Raw genomic sequence first — 17,772 nt, 5'->3', positions numbered from 1 at the left:
GGGTTCTCTCGTCAGGCTCTTTCAACGGTTAATTTTTCAATTGGAGAATGAAAGCTGATTATTGACATAATGTCAAAGAATGACATCATGTCGGGCTTAACGCCCCGGATTTCCGCAGGAAGCGGTATCAACAACAACTTGAGCACGGACGAAAGGATACTTTATGACACCATCGCGTACCCCTGCTGCCCTTTTATTTCTTGCTGCCTGCGGCCTGTTTTTATCTGGTTGCCTGGCTGATGATGCCCCCGCTGCCTCGGGTGGGCATGTGGTTTCGGTGCGTGTTTCAGAGGTTACGGGTGGCGAAGCTCAGGAAATCACCCTGCGTTTTTCCGGCATTGTAAGGTCAACCCAGCGTGCAACGCTTACCTTCCAGGTTAGCGGAACGCTTCGGGAACGGGCAGTGGAATTGGGCCAGACCGTCGCCGCCGGCGACTTGTTGGCGCGAGTTTACAATCCGGCGTTGGAACCGGCGCGAGATTCGGCAAAAGCCAAGCTGGACGAGTTGAACACCCGTTATGATCAAGCCAAGCGTGAGTGGGAGCGTTCGAGTCGTCTGCACGAGCGGGGTGTTGTTTCAGAGCAAAACCTTGAGCAGATTGCGGCTCGCCGGGATTCGTTGAAGGCCAGCGTAGCAACAGCCCAGGCCGCATTGGCTGAGGCCGCTCAACTGTTGGAAGAAAGTGCTTTGCGAGCGCCGTTTGGTGGTCGTGTGGAAGCGCTACTGGTCGAAAGAGACGAGTTTGTAGCGGCCGGCCAACCGGTAATGCGTCTGTCTTCTCCTGAAGGTAAGGAAGTAGAGGTACGGGTGCCTGCCTACCTGCTCGCCCATGTTGCGGTAGATGAAGAATTGCCGGTATGGTCTGTGCAGAATCGAATTGAGGCTCCGGTACTTGGCTCGGTTGTTGAAATTGCTCAGGCGGGCGCTATCCGGGGTGAGTTGCATCCGGTTCTGGTTAGCTTGCCGATCAATACCCTGGATACCGGTGAGCCTGTTGAAGTGGGTATTACACCCACTCGGGAATCAGCCATGACAGTGCCGCTTTTGTCCGTGCTCCGCAGCGCTGATGGCATGACGGTATTTCGGGTACGTGAGGGCATTGCCCGGCGAGTTCCCATACAGGTTGAGCGTGTTGTAGGTGAGCGCGTTGTGGTGCGGACAGGTGAGCTGGAACCCGGCGATCAAGTGGTTTATGCAGGTATGACGCGCCTTGCAGACGGTGATGCCGTGGAGGTGCGCTGATGACGCGCCGTTTGCTCAATTACCAGCGATTGTTGGGCATGGTGGTTACCATGCTGTGTTTGCTGGGTATCGCGGCATACAGCACCATGCCGCGCCAGGAAGATCCCTCATTTCCCTACCGGGCCGGGCTGGTCTCGGTAAGCTACCCGGGGGCCAGTGCCGATGCTGTAGAGCGACTGGTACTGAGACCTCTTAGCGATGAGCTGCGCCAGGTTGAAGAAGTGGATGTTGCCCAGGGCACGGCGCGCACCGGCGTTGCCCTTGTAAGATTGCGCCTCAACGATAACATCTACAATACAGACCCTGCCTGGGATCGAGTTCGCCAAGCAATGGAGCGTGCACAGCAGGACTTCCCGGACGACGTTGGTCAGATGGCTCTGGATGATCGCCTGATCGATAACCCGGCCATTGTTCTGGCTATTGGCGGCGCGCCTTCGGTGAGTGAGCTGACGGGTGTGGCGGAACGCCTGAAAGAAAACCTCTCCGATCTCAGCGGTGTATCCCGAATTGAGCTGGAAGGTGATGCCGACGAGCAGATTACCCTGGCTCTGGATGATGCGGCGCTTTACCGCCTGGGCATCTCGCCGGCGCGAATTCTGCAAACCCTTGCCCAGCGCAACCAGACCACCCCCGGCGGTTTTGTGGTTGTCGACGGCCGGCGATTGTCAGTGCTCCCCAATACCGAGTTTGCGGATATTGATGCCATTCGAGCGACACCGATCGAACTTCCGGACGGCTCTCAGGTGCCGCTGGCGGCGGCGGCCGATGTATGGCGTGGCCCCGCAGAGCCACGCCAGCCAGAAACCTGGTTCGATGGTGAGCGAGTTGTATTGCTCTCGTTGATTATGGAAGAAGGTTCGACTGACGCGATCCGCTTTGGTGAACGGGTGCGAGAACGGCTTGCCCAGATTCGCCCTGACTTTGAGCCCTACGAAATCCGCGAGATGTTCTTCCAGCCGGATAAGGTCTCGGAGCGCCTGGATAATCTGGCCTGGAGCCTGGTGCTTTCGGTGTTGATCATCGTGGCTGTGGTGTTCACCGGCATGGGTATTCGAATGGGCCTGCTGGTGGCTTCCATTCTGCCGATGGTGGCTCTGATCAGCGTTGGGCTTTACGATCTTGGCGGTGGCGTGCTGCACCAGATAGCCGTTATCGGGATGGTTATTTCCCTGGGTATCCTGATCGACAACGCCATTGTGATCGTGGAGAACATTCAGGGCCATCTGGATGAGGGCATGCGCCGTTTGGATGCTCTGCGCAAAGCGGTTAGTGAGCTTGCGGGACCACTGGGAGCTTCTACCGGCACTACACTCGCCGCCTTTGCTCCGCTTTTGCTTGCCAAGGGCGGTGCGGCAGACTTCACGCGGGGCGTGCCAGTGATGATCATGCTCACGTTGTCTGTGAGTTACCTGTTGGCGATCTCGGTGGTGCCCCTGCTGGCAGCACGCTTCCTCAAGCCCCGCCGCAATGCCGAGGCCGACCGGCTGCTAGGCCTGGCGCGTTTTCTTGGTGGCATGGTGTACCGCCATCCAAAGCGTCTGATTGCTGCTGGCGCTTTTCTGGTTGTGATCAGTTTGTCCATGACGACATTTATGGCACAGCAGTTCTTCCCCAATGCCGATCGGCCTCAGGTGATTGTCGAGCTCTTTATGCCCGAAGGCACAGATCAGCAGCGCACTGCTGAAGCGGCCGCCAATCTGGAGCACGCCATACGTACTCAGCCCAAAGCGCTACAAATTCACCGGTTTGTTGGCTTTACCGGCCCCGCATTCTATTACAACCTCCAGCGCGCACCTCAAGCACCAAACAGAGGCCGGCTAGTGATAGCGACACCAACGCTGGAAGACACAACCGAAATGATTCGCTGGATTCGTGCCCACGTAGATGAACAGATGCCCGAGCTGGATGTTGGCGTAGGTGTTCTGGGACAAGGGCCGCCAAGCATTGCCCCCGTGGAGGTGCGCGTTTATCACGCCGATGAACAGACCCGCACGCACGCGGTGGAGCAGTTGTTCAGTGCATTGCGCCAAGTCGAAGGCACCGTGGATGTGCGGCACGACCTGGATATTGGTGTGCCCAGCATTGCCATAAATGTGGACGATGCCACCGCTGCAAGATACGGGCTTACCCGTGCGGATGTGGCCCAGAGCCTGTATGGCCAAAGCTTTGGTGTGGTTGCCGAGCGTTACCGCCAGGAGAAAGACCCCATACCACTGGTGCTGCGATCCCAGGAAGGCACGTCGCTGCCACTGGAACGATTGCTTTCGGTGAATATCTATAACGATCAGGGGCAAGCTGTTCCACTTTCTGCTGTTGCCAGTGTGGAGACCACTTGGGAGCCCGCCGCCCGCTATCTGCGCAACGGTACCCGACTCAATACAGTTACGGCTAACCTGCTGACGGGCTACAGCTTCAGCCAGGCGCTGGACGGATTGCAGCGCGCGCTGGAAGATAATCCTCTGCCTGAAGGTACCCGTTTGGAAATGGGTGGTGATGCTGAAGGCTCCGGCGATGCTAATGGCGCACTGCTAACCGCAGCACCCATCGGCATACTCTTGCTGCTCTTCTTCCTGTTGCTGCAGTTCAACTCATTCCGCCGCGTGGGCATTATTCTGCTGACCGTACCCTTGGCCACTGTGGGCATAATCCCCGGCCTGGTGCTTTCCGGCTCACCCTTCGGGTTTCAGTCGCTGTTGGGTGTGATTGCATTGGTGGGCATTGTGGTGAACAACGCCATAGTACTGCTCGATGTGATGGACAGAGAATTGGAAAACGGCGAGAACATTCACGAAGCCATGCGCAAAGCCGTGATCCAGAGAACCCGGCCCATCCTGCTGACCACGGCAACCACCGTAGCCGGCCTGTTGCCACTGGCCTTCTCCAGCTCCACACTCTGGCCACCCATGGCTTGGGCGATCATCTCAGGGCTACTGGCTTCAACTGTACTGACCCTGCTGGTCATCCCCGCGGTGTGTACGCAGCTGATCAAGGTGAAAGTGGCTGAACCGGAAAACGCTCCGGCGTAGCGTTGTGCCGGCGGGGCTTAACGGGGCCTGATCAACAGGCCCACCCGCTGACCAACCGGCACATCCCGGTTTGGAAACACAATCGCCTCTGGAATCTCGCCAACCTTGTAACAGGTATCGTCATCCTCCCAGATGACGGTACCCGGGGCGTACTCGGTAAAGTTGGCCACATCATCCGGAATGTGAAACTGAAAGTTTTTCCCTGTATTCAGAATCTCGTACACCACCTCAAACACCGTGAGATGGTCAAAGGGTGGTTGTGTGGCAGGAGCGGGTTCACCACAAAACCGCCGCCGAAGTGCATTTTTAACACCCTCGAATCGAGTGAGATCATTCATACCGAAAGGATGAACCTTGCCCAGCTCCACCGTAAAACTTTCAGCGTTCAGCACGGATGAGGAAAACGACGAAAACGTAGTGCCCACCTTATGCTGCAACAGCAGAGTTTCCACCTCCGCCTCCAGCAAGAAATCACACTGCACCTCCGGCACCTGCCTGCCTTCAACAAACGGATAAAGCGCAAACTTCTCCCGCTGGGAAGGCCTTATGGCCGTATGCAAATCATAGTGGGAAAGGGCATGCGGATGCGCTGTAGCAAACTGCCGACAGGCCTCCTCAAGAAACTTCGCCCGACCCGCTTCCGGCAGCCCGTCATACTCCGGTTTGCCATGGGCACCGTTAAACAAACGGTTAAGGTTCACATCCAAAAACCGCTCCCCCGCCACCATGGCTGGCGGGTTTCCCATAATCAGCAACAGCGGACAAGCCAACTGCCACTCTCCGTTCACTAGCTCGCTGAGCAGCGCGTTAAGAACTTCTATGGGAGCGGTTTCATTGCCGTGAATTCCGGCTGAGACAATCAGCGCCTCTTGATTCGGATTGGCACGATCAGGTGGCGGCGTAAGCTGTAAAACACCAACAGCTTTGCGGCTGATGCAGGTGCCATCAGAAAGGATGGTTTTGGTTTCCGGGAGATCGACTGCGGCGTGGGCAAGCGTATGAGCTAGCCAGTCAGGATTGGGTTCAAATAAGTGTATTTGTGCAGTTGCTGTCATGAAGGCTCCCCGAAGAGCTCGGAGGGCGGGCGGTTACGCTCCTTCCGGGAGTGTCTGAAGCCATGGATGGCTTCAGTCAAGCCCACATGGATGTGCTCGTAGCGTCTCCCGGAAGGAGCGTAACCACCTGCCCTGGCACATTGTTTCAGGCGGTGCTTTTAATCATTGATCAAGAGCCCACAGGCCGCTGATGCCGCAACAAATGATTCTCAAGTTTGCGGAACGCAAACACCAGAATAAACGTAAGCACCATGTAGCAAAGCGCCACAAAAATAAACGCATCAAACGGCGCATAAAACCGGGAGTAAATATTCCGCGCAGCCCCCGTAAGATCCACAATCGTAACCACACTCGCAATCGCACTCGAGTGCAGCATGAAAATAACCTCATTGGAATACGCCTGCACCGCCCGCCGCGCAGCACTGGGCAACACAATACGCCGCATCCGCATAAACCAATTCATACCGTAAGCCTTCGCAGCCTCAATCTCACCATGGGGTGTCGAAATGATCGCACCGCGAATAATCTCAGTGGTGTAGGCGCAGGTATTCAAAGTGAATGCCAGCAGGGCAGGGTAGAAGGGCTCCCGGAAAATCTCCCACCAGAAAGTTTCCTGAATGCCGGGAATCTGGGCAACGCCATAGTAAATAATGTACAGCTGAATCAGCAGCGGCGTGCCACGGAAAAGATAGGTGTAAAGCCACACCGGGCCAGACACAAACGGGTTCTTAACCGTACGAAGAATTGCCAAAGGAACCGCAAACGCCAACCCGATAATCAGGCACAGAAATACCAGTTGAACAGTCGTAACCATCCCATCCCAGTATTCCATGATGGTCATGGCTGTAAAAATATCGTTTTTGTTGAGCCAGGCAGCAATAAAGTCGGGTGGCATCGTCAAGTCTCCTGAATCACGCCGACATTGGCTCGTTTGTCGAGCCACTTAATGAAAAGCTCGGAGCCTGCCGTGAGGGCGAGATACACAAACGCCACCGGAATGAAAAAGTGAAAGGGCATGCGCTCCGCCTTGGCCGCCTCCTCCGCTACACGGACCATATCCGTGAGGCCGATAATAGACACCAGAGCTGTGGTTTTGAGCAGTACCTGCCAGTTATTGCCGATGCCTGGCAGGGCATGGCGCAGCATTTGTGGAACCATTACTCTGCGGAAGGTGTGCCAGGTACTGAATCCGTAGGCGCGGGCGGCTTCAATCTGCCCGGTTTCAACCGCCAGAAAAGCGCCCCGGAAAGTCTCGGTCATGTAGGCGCCGAAAATCAGCCCTATGGTTATTACGCCGGAAATGAACGGATTAAACTGGAAGAAAAAATCGACTTCGTACGTCTCCCAAATATAGTCGGAGAGCATGTTCACGCCCACCTGGCCGCCGTAATAGAACAGCAGCATCATCACCAGATCAGGAACACCACGAATCAGGGTGGTATATGTGGTCGCAAGGCCAACAGCTACGCGGCTGCCAGACAGCTTGGCCACCGCACCAATCAGCCCCAGAACGAGTGCCAGGGCAAGAGACAGGAAGGCCAGTTCAATGGTGACAACTGCTCCGTTCAGCAGCTCCGGGCCATAGCCTTTCAGATCAAACATGGGAATGTCCGGTAGTCAGGTGCAGCCGTTAAGGCTGCACCTGAGGCTGGTAGTGTTAAATCCTGACGGTCAGACTTTTACGTCGTAAGCGAAGTACTTCTTCATGATGGCGTCGTAGGTGCCGTTTTCCTTCAGCTTACGCAGTGCCGCGTTAACCTCTTCGGCAACATCTTTGTCGCGCTTGCGCATGGCAACGCCAACGCCTTCACCCAGCTTTACGGGCTCGCCAACTTCCTTGAAGCCTTCTTTCGTGAGAACAGTCTGTTCGCCTACCGGGTAGTCAACAAACACAACATCCAGACGCTGGCCTTCGAGATCCAGAACCATGTCATCTGCGGTGGTGTAACGCTTGATGGTTACTACGCCGCTCATTTCCTCGGTGACAAAGGTATCCATGGTGGTGCCACGCTGAACACCTACGGTTTTACCTTTCATGGCGCTCATGTCGGTAACGTCTGCGTTGAAGCTGTCAGGGCCAAACCAGCCGCCTGGGGTGTTGTAGTAGGGCTCGGAGAAAAGAACCCGCTCAGCACGCTCCGCAGTGATCGACATGGAAGACATGATCAGATCGAATTTACGGGCCAAAAGACCGGGAATCATGCCGTCCCAAGCCTGAATAACAAACTCGCAGTCTGCTTTCATTTCTTCGCACATGGCAGCGGCCAGATCAACTTCGAAGCCTGTCAGCTCACCATTTTCATCTTTGTATTCAAACGGCTCATAGGGTACGTCGAAAGCAATGCGCAAATTACGCTCATCTGCCTGTGCACCTGTGGCAAACATGGCCAGAGCGCAGCTTGCTGCAATTATCAGTTTTTTCATGTGTCACTTCTCCAGTGGGTCGCCTCTAGGGCGTTATTTTTTTGGAAATTATATGTCCAACAGCGATAAAGATAGCACCGCCTGTCAGAACTTGGGAGCCAGGAACTGTTTCATGCGCTCCGAGTCAGGGTTATCAAACACCTTCTGGGGTGTTCCCTGTTCCTCGATAACGCCCTGGTGTAAAAACAGCACCTGAGTCGACACATCCTTTGCAAATGCCATTTCGTGAGTTACTACGATCATGGTGCGGCCTTCCTCAGCCAGACTTTGCATAACTTTCAATACTTCCCCAACCAGCTCCGGGTCCAGTGCTGAGGTTGGCTCGTCAAACAGCATTACTTCTGGTTCCATCGCCAGTGCTCTGGCTATGGCTGCCCGCTGCTGTTGGCCACCGGACATCTGAGCCGGATAATAATCCTTGCGCTCGTATATTCCCACCTTGTTCAGGTAAGCCTCTGCCCGTTCAATGGCTTCCTTTTTTGGAACCTTGAGCACGTTGATTGGCGCTTCAATGATGTTTTCCAGCACCGTCATGTGAGACCAGAGGTTGAAGCTCTGGAATACCATGGAAAGCTTGGCGCGAATCAGTTCTACCTGCTTGTTATCTGCCGGAATACGCTCACCCTTCCGGTTGGTGGTGAACCTGATGGGGTCGCCGTGCACAATAATGTCGCCAGACGTTGGGGTTTCCAGCAGGTTAATGCAGCGTAGAAAGGTACTTTTACCAGAGCCGGAACTGCCGATCAGAGAAACCACATCGCCTTTGCGGGTTTCGAGTGAAATACCTTTGAGCACTTCGAGCTCGGCAAAGGTTTTGTGTATGTCTTTGCAGATCAAAGGCGCTTGGTCCGCCATGGAGGGCTCCTGAAACTGAAATTCAAGGGCGCTTTAAGGGTTGTGGCGGCAGAAACCAATGCCGTGCGCACATACAATATTACTATTTCCCAGCGCCTCTATTTGAGATCCCGTATTGTGGCGGAATGAGTGTTCAATGCAAGCATTTTGCAGGTGTCAGCCGATGCTGGAGTGCTGGCAGCCTGCAGTTTCCGGAATAACCGGAATGCGTATAAGTTCGCTGCCTTCGTTCTCCATGTCGCGCAGTGATTCACTTACAAAGCGAACATGCGCCATGGCAACCCTTTGAGCACTGGCCGGCCGCCCGGCCATAATAGCTTCATACAGTTGCCGGTGCTGCTGCACAATTTTCTTACGCTTCTCGGCCCGAGGGTTGAGATTGGCGACCGATGCTTGCACCGTCATCAGCATCATGTTCTTAAGGCTGTTGAGTACATGAACCAGAATCGGGTTATGAGAAGCCTCAACAATTGCCTGATGGAAACCGTGATCCGGGCGTGCATTGCTTAGTGGGTCGGTTTCTTCCAGTGCCCTGAACGCTTTGGTGATCCGGTGATGGTCGAGGCTGGTTGCACGCTTTGCGGCCAGGAACGCTGCTTGCCCTTCCAACTGCTCACGAACTTCCAGCAAATCGTAGAGGGTTCGTGGATGCCCTTCAAAAAGATGCATCAAGGGGCCCTGCTCGCGGAGATCGTCAGATCCGGGCACCATTGTAGAAACGAAGGAGCCCTTGCCGTGGCGGGTTTCTATCACACCGCGCCCCTGAAGCTCATGAAGCGCTTCACGAATCACCGACCGCGAAACCCGAAGGCGCGCTGCAAGTTGCCGTTCTGAAGGTATTTTTTGTTCCGGCGCCAGGCCCCCATCAAGGATGAGCCTTTCCAGCCGGTATGAGACTTCACGTGAAATTGCCATTTTCTTGCCTGCGGGATCACTGGTCTGACCAGTGATGGTTGTAATTGTTGTTATCAGGTTAACGCTGCCCGCAATACGACAGCCCTTTGAATATGGCCGATTGGGCCGCGTTCGTCCATTTTGCCAGTTACAGAAACTGGTCGGACCAGTTGTCTCTTTGCTGGACTAAACAGGTACTGCCAACGAATATCGTTTTTGATGCCGGGTATGAAGCCGGTGTTGCTCAGAGCTCTACAAAAAACATAACAACAATTTTAACGGAGATGTCTCGATGAAACCGAGCAAGACCAATACTAATAATTGCGAAGCCGGTGCAGCTTCGCAGCGCAGGGGTTTTCTGAAAACCGCAGCCCTTGGGGCCGCTTTGGCTGGTGCCCTGATGATGGGGGCAGGCCAGGCTCACGCTGCAACAACCTGGAAAATTCAGTCAGTTTGGGATGCGGGCACTGTCGGTTACGACCTGTTCGAAGAATGGTGCGAGAGCATCAAGGAAAAAAGCGGCGGAGAGCTTATTTTCAAGCCGTTCCCGGCCAAGGCGGTTGCTGCCGATAACAACGCCTTGTTTGAGGCTGTGCGTAATGGCGTGTTGCAAGGTATGAACCCGTTCACCTTGTATTGGTCTGGCAAGATTCCAGCATCGGTATTTTTGTCTTCCTATCCTGCAGGCCCGGATCAGCCGCACCAGTGGGACACTATGTTCTACTCCATGGGCATGTTGGAGAAGACCCGGGAAATCTATAAAAAGTACGGCTTGTTTTACGTAGGCCCCATTCAGCACGATGCCAACATCATTCACTCCAAAAAGCCGGTTAACAAACTGAGCGACTTGAAGGGCATGAAGATTCGTGTGCCCGGCGGAATGGTCGCCGAAGTGTTCCAGCAGTTTGGTGTCTCGACTGTAAGCTTACCCGGCTCTGATATTTTCCCTGCACTGGAGAAAGGCACCATTGATGCGGCGGATTATGTTGGCCCGGCGGTGAACTATGAGCTGGGCTTCTCCCAGGTAACCGACTACATCATGTTCGGCCCTCCCGGTGTTATGTCTATCTACCAGCCAGTGGACTTGATGGACCTCACCGTCAACTTGCGAAACTGGAACAACCTTGATCCGAAACTGCAAAAACTGGTTGAGGATGAAGTCCGCAATTATTCCCAGATTCACTACCTCACCATTCAGAAGCGCAACATCGAAGCCATGAAGAAGTTCCGGGCCGACGGCGATACGGTAACCCGCCTCAGCCAGGATGACCTTGCCGAGTTCCGCCGTGCCGCGATTCCCATCTGGTACAAGTGGGCAAACAAGGATGAGGATGCCCGCGCCATCTTCGACATGCAGCTTGAGTACATGATGAACGACACCGTTGGTTATGTGAGCGAGTCTGATCTGGAAGGCGTCAAAGGCAAGTAAGCCTGCGTTATCTGACAACAATAAAAGCACAGTGGGGAAGGCTAGGGATTGCTCTTGAAAAGCGGAGCGCCTCCTTCCCCGTTTTATGGCTGAGGTAGTAACGACATGTCTGATCTGGAAGGCTTCGGATTTGTAATGCCGCACTGGATGTATTGGGGCTGGCTGGCAGTGATGCCGCTCATCATGATGGGATGGCATAAGTGGGCTTGCGCTCGCGGCGGCGAACCCGCAGAGCCTGGCATGACGCCAGGTGAGTTGCAGGCTATGGAAGATGACCCTCTGGTTTACCTGAAGTTCGAAGGTAACTGGTTTACCCGCATTATTGACTGGATCAGTGAGAAATCTGGCGAGTTTGTCGCCTTTTGGACGGTCAACGCAGTGGTTTTCTATTTTTTCGAAGTTGTCATGCGGTACATGTTCAACCAGCCCACGGTGTGGGTGCATGAAGCCAGCTTCCTGTTGCTGGGGATGCAGTACCTGCTGGCAGGCGCCTTTGCCATGCTCCATGGCGCTCATGTGCGAGTGGATGTGGTTTACAACCTCTTGCCGGTGCGGGGCAGGATTGGCATGGATATTTTCACTTCAATGTTCTTCTTCGTGTTTGCCTTGGTACTCATGGTTACCTCCTGGACCTTCTTCGAGAATTCATACTCCATGAATGAAACCACTGTTGAGACCTGGGGCATTCAGTATTGGCCGGTAAAAGGCATGATGATGCTTGGCTCCACCTTGTTGCTGCTCGCGGGCATATCCAAGCTCATTAAGGATATTGTCCTGTTTGTTCGCCTGGGACAGGAGCGTGTCGCATGACTACCAGTACACCGACTGCTTCAGGTCCTACTCTGTCGGGTAAGCTCGGCACCTGGTTGATGATTCTGGCCACCATAGGGTTCGGGTTTGTCATCTGTGTCGAGATGATCAATATCCTGTTCTACGATCCATTCAGCGACGAGAAATTCCTTTTCAAATTTGCTGGCAGCCTTGCCAGTGTTGAAATCGGCCCGCTTACTTATCTGATGTTTGGCTCGCTTTTCGTTGCCCTGATGATGGGCTTGCCACTGGCCTTCGTTACGGGCGGCCTCGGGGTGCTATTTGTGTATCTGGTGGGCGATTCCATGATGCTCAACATCGTGCCCAGCCGCATATTCCCGATGATGACCAACTCCGATCTGGCTGCGATTCCGCTGTTTATTTTCATGGCGTCCATGCTGGAGCGTGCCGGGCTGATCGAGGAAATGTTCAGTGTGGTCTACAAATGGATGGGCGGCCTAAGTGGTGGTCTTGCAACAGCAACCATACTGGCCTCTACGCTTTTGGCTGCCATGGTTGGCGTAATCGGTGCTGCGGTTGTAACCATGGGAATCATCGCGTTGCCTGCCATGCTGAAGCGTGGCTACGACCACAAAATTGCCATTGGCTCCATTATGGCGGGCGGTACCTTGGGTATTCTTATCCCACCGTCCATTCTTGCCATACTCTATGCAGTGGTAGCGCAGCAGTCGGTGGGCGAGCTTTACCTGGGTTCAGTTATTCCCGGGCTAATGCTCTCCGGCCTATATATTGCGTATGTTCTGATTCGCAGTTGGCTGAACCCAAGCCTTGGGCCTCCTGTTCCGGTTGATGAGCGTATTTCCCTGAGGGAAAAGCTGCTTCTGCTGAAAGGTTTGATTGCTCCTCTGATTCTGGTGGCGCTGGTTCTTGGGCTGCTGTTCGGTGGCATAGCCACGCCGGTTGAGGCCGCGGGTATCGGTTCATTCGGTGCCATTGTGGTTGCCATCATGCACGGCAAGTTCAATATCAGTGGCCTGCGTGAAGCCTCCATAACCACGGCTAAAGCCTCTGCCATGGTGTTGTGGATCATGTTCGGGGCTTCTGTGTTCGTTGGCTTCTACATTCTGCAGGGTGGCCAGCAGTTTGTAACAGATTCCATTCTGAGTACCGGCATGTCCTCCTACGGCATTCTGTTTCTGCTGATGGGACTGTTGATCGTGCTGGGCATGTTCCTGGATTGGGTTGGCATCCTGCTTTTGGCTGTTCCTATCTTCATCCCGATTGTGAAAGCGCTGACGTTTGAAGGCCTTTTCGGATTGCCACCTGTAGAGGGTGATGACGTCGTGCTCTGGTTCGGGGTGCTGTATCTGGTGAACATGCAGATGTCGTTCCTTAGCCCTCCCTTTGGCTATGCACTGTTTTACATACGTGGCGTGTGCCCTCCGGAAATATCCATGGGCACTATCTTCAAATCCTCCCTGGTGTTCCTTGCCATTCAAGCCTTTGGTTTGATGGTGTGCATCGCTATTCCGGGTGTTGTTACCTGGTTGCCAGGGCTGGTTTACGGCTGATCCATTCTGGAGGTTAGTAACATGTTAACTATCAAGAGACTTGATCTGGCCGAAGCCCGGCTGTTGATTGCCGGGGCGGCTGAAAAGGCCCGGGAAATCGGAGTGCCCATGTGCATCGCGGTTGTTGATGAGTCTGGCAACGTGATTGCCTTCGAGCGCATGGATGGAGGCAAAATCACGAGCGTTACCATTGCCCAGGACAAAGCGTTCACGGCGGCAGCGGCCAGGAAAGCAACCCATGAATACAATGCCGTTAACGTACCTGGCAGCCTGGCTTTTGGTATCCATACAGAAGTAGGCGGGCGCGTAAGTTCTGTGGGTGGAGGTTTGCCCGTGATCGTCGATGGCGAGGTTGTGGGTGGTATCGGATTGAGTTCCGGCACGCCACAGCAGGACATGGATTGCGCCCAGGCGGGGCTTGATTACTTTGCAGCCCAACGAGGCTGAAACAGGCGGTTTGAGGAAGGCCTTATGAAAACCAAGCCAACCATCAGCAAAGCGGAGCTGGCTGAACAGCTCCGGGCCTTTGTTGATGCAGATTTCGTTATCACTGATGACGAAACCATGAAGCCCTACGAATGCGACGGCATGTCCATGTACTGCGAAATGCCGTTGCTGGTAGTGCTACCGGAAACCGTAACCCAGGTGCAGCGGATCATGCGGATTTGCCATAAGCATGGGGTTCCGGTTGTTGCCCGCGGAGCGGGTACGGGGCTCAGTGCCGGTGCCATGCCGAACAAGGAAGGCGTGGTGCTGTCGCTTGCCAAGTTTAATCGCATTCTGAACATCGACCCGCTGGCACGAACGGCCAGCCTGCAACCTGGAGTTCGCAACCTCGCTATCAGCGAAGAGGCGGCTCAATACGGTCTTTACTATGGCCCCGATCCTTCGTCGCAGATTGCCTGCACCATTGGTGGCAACGTGGCGGAGAACTCTGGTGGTGTGCACTGCCTGAAGTACGGGCTGACGGTACACAATCTCCTCAGTGTGGAAATAGTCACCGCTGAAGGTGATGTGGTAACTGTGGGGAGCGACGGGCTGGATAGCTGTGGTATGGATCTACTCGCTCTGCTAACCGGATCGGAAGGCCTGCTGGGCGTGGTAACAGAAGTTAAAGTAAAGCTATTGCCCAAGCCTGAAGTGGCACAGGTAGTGATGGCCGGTTTCGATAGCGTACAAAAAGCGGGTGATGCCGTTGGTGGCATTATTTCCCACGGCATAATTCCAGGCGGCCTGGAGATGATGGACGGCTACGCCATTGTGGCAGCCGACGACTTTGCCGGTGCCGGCTACCCCCGAGACGCCAAAGCGCTGCTTCTTTGCGAAGTGGATGGCACCGAAGAAGAAGTTCACGAGCACATTGCAGAGGCCGAAGAGGTTTTCCGAAAGCTTGGCGCCACCTCGGTTCGCACCTCCCAAAGCGAAGAGGAGAGGGCGCTGTTATGGCTGGGCCGGAAATGCGCGTTTCCTGCAGTCGGGCGCATTTCCCCTGATTACTACTGCATGGACGGCACCATTCCCCGCCGACACATTGCTTATGTGTTGTCTGAGATGGACAAAATGTCTCAAGAGTTCGGCTTGCGAGTCGCCAACGTATTCCATGCCGGTGATGGCAATTTGCACCCGTTGATCCTGTTTGATGCAAACGTGCCGGGAGAGTTCGAGCGTACCGAAGCCTTTGGTGCGGCAATACTGAAAATGTGTGTGGATGTTGGTGGTTGTATTACCGGCGAGCATGGCGTGGGCGTGGAGAAGATTCGCCAAATGGCGATTCAATTCAACGATGAAGAACTTCAGCAATTTCACGATGTGAAAGCCGCGTTTGATCCAACAGGCATTCTCAATCCGGGCAAAGCTGTGCCTGCGCTGAAGTACTGTCAGGAATATCGGTCGCTCGAATACAAACAACACAAGCACGAACATACGGAAGCCGCACAACATGGCTGATATCTCTCAACAACTGCAGGAGCAAGTGCTCCAGGCCCGCGCTGGCGGGGAGAAGCTCAACATAGTGGGCGGCAACACCAAAGCCTTCATCGGCCGGGAGCCCAGTGCAGATGCCGGCACCCTCAACGTGAGCGAGCACACAGGCATAGTGGATTACCATCCCGTAGAGTTGGTAATGACCGTACGTGCAGGCACGCCCCTGGCTGACATTGAAGCGGTGCTGGCCGAACAAGGCCAAGCGCTCCACTTTGAACCCCCTCACTTTGGCCCAGAATCCACCATTGGTGGCACACTCGCCTGCAACCTGTCTGGCCCAGCCAGACCCTGGACTGGATCGGTCCGAGATCAAGTTCTGGGCATTCGCCTGATTAACGGCAAAGGCGAGCATTTGCGGTTTGGCGGCGAAGTGATGAAAAACGTCGCCGGCTATGATGTCTCCCGACTTCAAGCCGGAGCTTTAGGCACCTTGGGGCTCATCACTGAAATCAGCCTGAAAGTAATGCCCAGCCCCGCCGCTAGCATGACCTTAGTGCAGGAAGTGGGCATGGACGAAGTCCTCCACTACATGAACAGCCGCTCAGCCGAACCCAAACCCATCACAGCCGCCTGCTGGGTAGACGGCAAAGTCTATCTACGCCTCTCCGGAGCCAAAACAGCCGTAGAAGCCACCGCAGAAAAGTGGAGTGGTGAGGTAATGGAAGCAGGCGCAGAATTCTGGCGCTTAGTACAAGACATGCAGCACGACTTCTTCACCGGAAGCGACGAAGCGCTATGGCGATTCTCCGTTAACTCCACTGCTGCGAACCCCGCCATCGAAGGCGACTGGTTCATAGACTGGGCAGGCTCCCAGCGCTGGTTCCGGGGTACGGGACAGCTGAGCGATATGGAACCATTGGCTCGCGTCGCTGGCGGGCAGGTAGGCCTGTTCCGGGGTGGCGACAGAAGTGGTGAAGTGATGCACAGCCAGCCTGATGCGCTTAAAAGGATTCAGCAGCGGGTGAAGAACTCATTTGATCCCGACGGAATATTTAACCCGGGCAGGTTATATAGCTGGATGTAGATTCGCCAAAGTCAGAACAGCGATGGGGCGGATAACTCTCTGAAACTGTGCGAAGCCATGGATGGCGTAGCCAAGCGTACAGGGAAGTATTCACAGCGTGTTTCAGAGAGTTATCCGCCTCATCGCGACACCACCGATTTTGAAGCTTTAGCAGGCACGATATGCAAACAAATTTAGTCCAACAGTTCGCCAACACAACAGAAGGACAGGAAGCAGAAGCCATACTGCGGGCTTGCGTCCACTGCGGATTCTGCACCGCAACATGCCCCACCTACCAGGAATTGAACGACGAGCGCGACGGCCCCCGAGGCCGCATCTACCTCATGAAAATGTTCCTCGAAGGCGCCGAAGTTACCGAAAAAACCCGTGAACACCTCGACCGCTGCCTAACCTGCCGCAGCTGCGAAACCACCTGCCCCTCGGGCGTTAAGTACGGTCGCCTTCTGGATATCAGCCGCGACCTTATTGATAAAGAACTGCCACGCCCCCCGAAAGAAAAGTGGATGCGCTGGGCGCTCGCGCGAGTAGTCCCCAACCGGGTGCTGTTTGGATACCTGCTGAAACTCGGGCAAACCTTCGCCCCAATACTGCCCGCCAAACTGCGAGCCAAAGTACCCCCGAAAAAACAGGCCAGCCCCTGGCCCGCCGCAAGCCACAACAGAATAGTTTTGGCGCTGGCGGGCTGTGTACAGCCATCTGCAACACCGAACACTAACGTCGCTGCCGCTCGAGTGCTGGACAAGCTCGGCATCACCATGGTTGAAGCCCCGGAAGCCGGATGCTGTGGCGCGGTGAACTACCACCTCTCAGAGCACGAGAAGGGCTTGGAGCGCATGCGCCAGAACATCGATGCCTGGTGGCCAGCCATCGAATCCGGCGCAGAAGCGCTGATTATGACCGCCTCAGGTTGTGGCGCCATGGTGCAGGACTACGGGCACTTGTTAAGAAACGACCCGGTTTACGCAGCTAAAGCCGCCAAGGTCAGCGAGCTATGCACCGACCTTGGTGCATTTTTGCTAGAACAGGACCTCGAAAGCCTCAAGGTGCAGAACACCTCTGGCAAAGTTGCCTTTCATTGCCCCTGCACACTTCAGCACGCTATGAAGCAGAGCGGTGTTGTGGAGCAGGTGCTTACCAAGGCAGGCATCAGCTTGGCCATCACCAAAGACAAGCACTTATGCTGTGGTTCTGCCGGTACCTATTCGGTGTTGCAGCCAGAACTAAGCCAGAAACTGCTGGGCAATAAGCTCAAAGCACTGACGGTGGATAACCCTGACTGCATTGTAACGGCCAACGTAGGTTGCCAAATGCACCTTGAGACCAAAGCCCAAGTGCCGGTGCAGCACTGGATAGAGCTGCTTGATCAATAAGTAGTAAGGCTAGCCTGCTCTGTATTCCTTATGATGATTGTGATGCTCCCTCAGTGATTTCCGTCACTAAGGGAGTGTATTTTGCTGCTATGCGCTAGACTGCTAAGTTGTAAGCACGCTAACAATC

The 17,772-nt window shown here is 54.8% G+C and carries 15 protein-coding genes; 9 read left to right on the top strand and 6 right to left on the bottom strand.

Annotation, left to right across the window (positions count from 1 at the left end; translation table 11 throughout):
* Positions 1 to 163: 163 nt before the first annotated feature.
* Both FFI61_RS06170 and FFI61_RS06165 read left to right on the top strand, forming a co-directional pair.
* Positions 164 to 1,243, top strand: a complete 1,080-nt coding sequence (locus tag FFI61_RS06170; protein WP_200369659.1) for an efflux RND transporter periplasmic adaptor subunit — start codon at positions 164 to 166, stop codon at positions 1,241 to 1,243.
* Entirely contained in the window at positions 1,243 to 4,269 is a 3,027-nt protein-coding gene (locus FFI61_RS06165) for an efflux RND transporter permease subunit (protein ID WP_200369658.1), read from the top strand. The genes FFI61_RS06170 and FFI61_RS06165 overlap by 1 nt, the downstream gene beginning before the upstream one ends.
* A 17-nt stretch (positions 4,270 to 4,286) precedes the next feature.
* Here FFI61_RS06165 and FFI61_RS06160 read toward each other — a convergent pair whose 3' ends face one another.
* The 6 genes from FFI61_RS06160 to FFI61_RS06135 form a co-directional block, all read right to left on the bottom strand.
* Complete coding sequence (locus FFI61_RS06160; RefSeq protein ID WP_200369657.1) at positions 4,287 to 5,324, bottom strand: succinylglutamate desuccinylase; 1,038 nt, start codon at positions 5,322 to 5,324, stop codon at positions 4,287 to 4,289.
* Between the two features lie 169 nt (positions 5,325 to 5,493).
* Positions 5,494 to 6,219 carry an ABC transporter permease gene (locus tag FFI61_RS06155; RefSeq protein ID WP_200202931.1) on the bottom strand — a complete coding sequence of 242 codons (726 nt, stop codon included), beginning with the start codon at positions 6,217 to 6,219 and terminating at the stop codon, positions 5,494 to 5,496.
* Between the two features lie 2 nt (positions 6,220 to 6,221).
* Positions 6,222 to 6,926, bottom strand: a complete 705-nt coding sequence (locus tag FFI61_RS06150) for an ABC transporter permease (RefSeq protein ID WP_200369656.1) — start codon at positions 6,924 to 6,926, stop codon at positions 6,222 to 6,224.
* 69 nt (positions 6,927 to 6,995) lie between these two features.
* Positions 6,996 to 7,748 carry a transporter substrate-binding domain-containing protein gene (locus FFI61_RS06145; protein ID WP_200369655.1) on the bottom strand — a complete coding sequence of 251 codons (753 nt, stop codon included), beginning with the start codon at positions 7,746 to 7,748 and terminating at the stop codon, positions 6,996 to 6,998.
* Positions 7,749 to 7,832: 84 nt separating this feature from the next.
* Positions 7,833 to 8,603, bottom strand: a complete 771-nt coding sequence (locus tag FFI61_RS06140) for an ABC transporter ATP-binding protein (protein WP_200369654.1) — start codon at positions 8,601 to 8,603, stop codon at positions 7,833 to 7,835.
* A 156-nt stretch (positions 8,604 to 8,759) separates the two neighbouring features.
* On the bottom strand, positions 8,760 to 9,518 hold the full coding sequence (locus FFI61_RS06135; RefSeq protein ID WP_200369653.1) for an FCD domain-containing protein: 759 nt from the start codon (positions 9,516 to 9,518) through the stop codon (positions 8,760 to 8,762).
* A 271-nt stretch (positions 9,519 to 9,789) separates the two neighbouring features.
* Here FFI61_RS06135 and dctP point away from each other — a divergent pair, with 271 nt between their 5' ends.
* The 7 genes from dctP to glcF all read left to right on the top strand — a co-directional run bounded on the left by dctP (position 9,790) and on the right by glcF (position 17,645).
* Complete coding sequence (dctP, locus tag FFI61_RS06130) at positions 9,790 to 10,926, top strand: TRAP transporter substrate-binding protein DctP (protein ID WP_200369652.1); 1,137 nt, start codon at positions 9,790 to 9,792, stop codon at positions 10,924 to 10,926.
* 105 nt (positions 10,927 to 11,031) lie between these two features.
* Positions 11,032 to 11,736, top strand: coding sequence for a TRAP transporter small permease subunit (locus FFI61_RS06125; protein ID WP_200202925.1), 705 nt, complete (start codon positions 11,032 to 11,034; stop codon positions 11,734 to 11,736).
* Positions 11,733 to 13,268, top strand: a complete 1,536-nt coding sequence (locus tag FFI61_RS06120; protein ID WP_200369651.1) for a TRAP transporter large permease — start codon at positions 11,733 to 11,735, stop codon at positions 13,266 to 13,268. Before FFI61_RS06125 ends, FFI61_RS06120 begins: the two co-directional genes overlap by 4 nt.
* 21 nt (positions 13,269 to 13,289) lie before the next feature.
* Positions 13,290 to 13,715: a GlcG/HbpS family heme-binding protein gene (locus tag FFI61_RS06115; protein ID WP_200202923.1), complete on the top strand. Its 426-nt coding sequence runs from the start codon at positions 13,290 to 13,292 to the stop codon at positions 13,713 to 13,715.
* A 24-nt stretch (positions 13,716 to 13,739) separates the two neighbouring features.
* Positions 13,740 to 15,215 (top strand): FAD-linked oxidase C-terminal domain-containing protein, encoded by a 1,476-nt coding sequence (locus FFI61_RS06110; RefSeq protein WP_200202922.1) that lies wholly within the window; start codon positions 13,740 to 13,742, stop codon positions 15,213 to 15,215.
* Positions 15,208 to 16,275, top strand: a complete 1,068-nt coding sequence (glcE, locus tag FFI61_RS06105; protein ID WP_200369650.1) for a glycolate oxidase subunit GlcE — start codon at positions 15,208 to 15,210, stop codon at positions 16,273 to 16,275. Before FFI61_RS06110 ends, glcE begins: the two co-directional genes overlap by 8 nt.
* Positions 16,276 to 16,436: 161 nt before the next feature.
* A complete protein-coding gene (gene glcF, locus FFI61_RS06100; protein ID WP_200369649.1) occupies positions 16,437 to 17,645 on the top strand; it encodes a glycolate oxidase subunit GlcF in 1,209 nt (402 codons plus the stop codon).
* Positions 17,646 to 17,772 lie beyond the last annotated feature (127 nt).

It is taken from the genome of Marinobacter sp. DY40_1A1 (genome assembly GCF_016597815.1).
In the GTDB taxonomy this organism is placed as follows: Bacteria; Pseudomonadota; Gammaproteobacteria; order Pseudomonadales; family Oleiphilaceae; genus Marinobacter; species Marinobacter xiaoshiensis.
The sequence above is the reverse complement of the archived record's forward strand: the minus strand, read 5'-3'. Positions and strand labels throughout refer to the sequence as shown.

What these genes read in the sequence shown, in the direction of transcription:
- FFI61_RS06170 (WP_200369659.1), top strand. Translation starts at nt 164, where the DNA reads ATGACACCATCGCGTACCCCTGCTGCCCTTTTATTTCTTGCTGCCTGC.
- FFI61_RS06165 (WP_200369658.1), top strand. Translation starts at nt 1,243, where the DNA reads ATGACGCGCCGTTTGCTCAATTACCAGCGATTGTTGGGCATGGTGGTT.
- FFI61_RS06160 (WP_200369657.1), bottom strand. Translation starts at nt 5,324, where the DNA reads ATGACAGCAACTGCACAAATACACTTATTTGAACCCAATCCTGACTGG.
- FFI61_RS06155 (WP_200202931.1), bottom strand. Translation starts at nt 6,219, where the DNA reads ATGCCACCCGACTTTATTGCTGCCTGGCTCAACAAAAACGATATTTTT.
- FFI61_RS06150 (WP_200369656.1), bottom strand. Translation starts at nt 6,926, where the DNA reads ATGTTTGATCTGAAAGGCTATGGCCCGGAGCTGCTGAACGGAGCAGTT.
- FFI61_RS06145 (WP_200369655.1), bottom strand. Translation starts at nt 7,748, where the DNA reads ATGAAAAAACTGATAATTGCAGCAAGCTGCGCTCTGGCCATGTTTGCC.
- FFI61_RS06140 (WP_200369654.1), bottom strand. Translation starts at nt 8,603, where the DNA reads ATGGCGGACCAAGCGCCTTTGATCTGCAAAGACATACACAAAACCTTT.
- FFI61_RS06135 (WP_200369653.1), bottom strand. Translation starts at nt 9,518, where the DNA reads ATGGCAATTTCACGTGAAGTCTCATACCGGCTGGAAAGGCTCATCCTT.
- dctP (WP_200369652.1), top strand. Translation starts at nt 9,790, where the DNA reads ATGAAACCGAGCAAGACCAATACTAATAATTGCGAAGCCGGTGCAGCT.
- FFI61_RS06125 (WP_200202925.1), top strand. Translation starts at nt 11,032, where the DNA reads ATGTCTGATCTGGAAGGCTTCGGATTTGTAATGCCGCACTGGATGTAT.
- FFI61_RS06120 (WP_200369651.1), top strand. Translation starts at nt 11,733, where the DNA reads ATGACTACCAGTACACCGACTGCTTCAGGTCCTACTCTGTCGGGTAAG.
- FFI61_RS06115 (WP_200202923.1), top strand. Translation starts at nt 13,290, where the DNA reads ATGTTAACTATCAAGAGACTTGATCTGGCCGAAGCCCGGCTGTTGATT.
- FFI61_RS06110 (WP_200202922.1), top strand. Translation starts at nt 13,740, where the DNA reads ATGAAAACCAAGCCAACCATCAGCAAAGCGGAGCTGGCTGAACAGCTC.
- glcE (WP_200369650.1), top strand. Translation starts at nt 15,208, where the DNA reads ATGGCTGATATCTCTCAACAACTGCAGGAGCAAGTGCTCCAGGCCCGC.
- glcF (WP_200369649.1), top strand. Translation starts at nt 16,437, where the DNA reads ATGCAAACAAATTTAGTCCAACAGTTCGCCAACACAACAGAAGGACAG.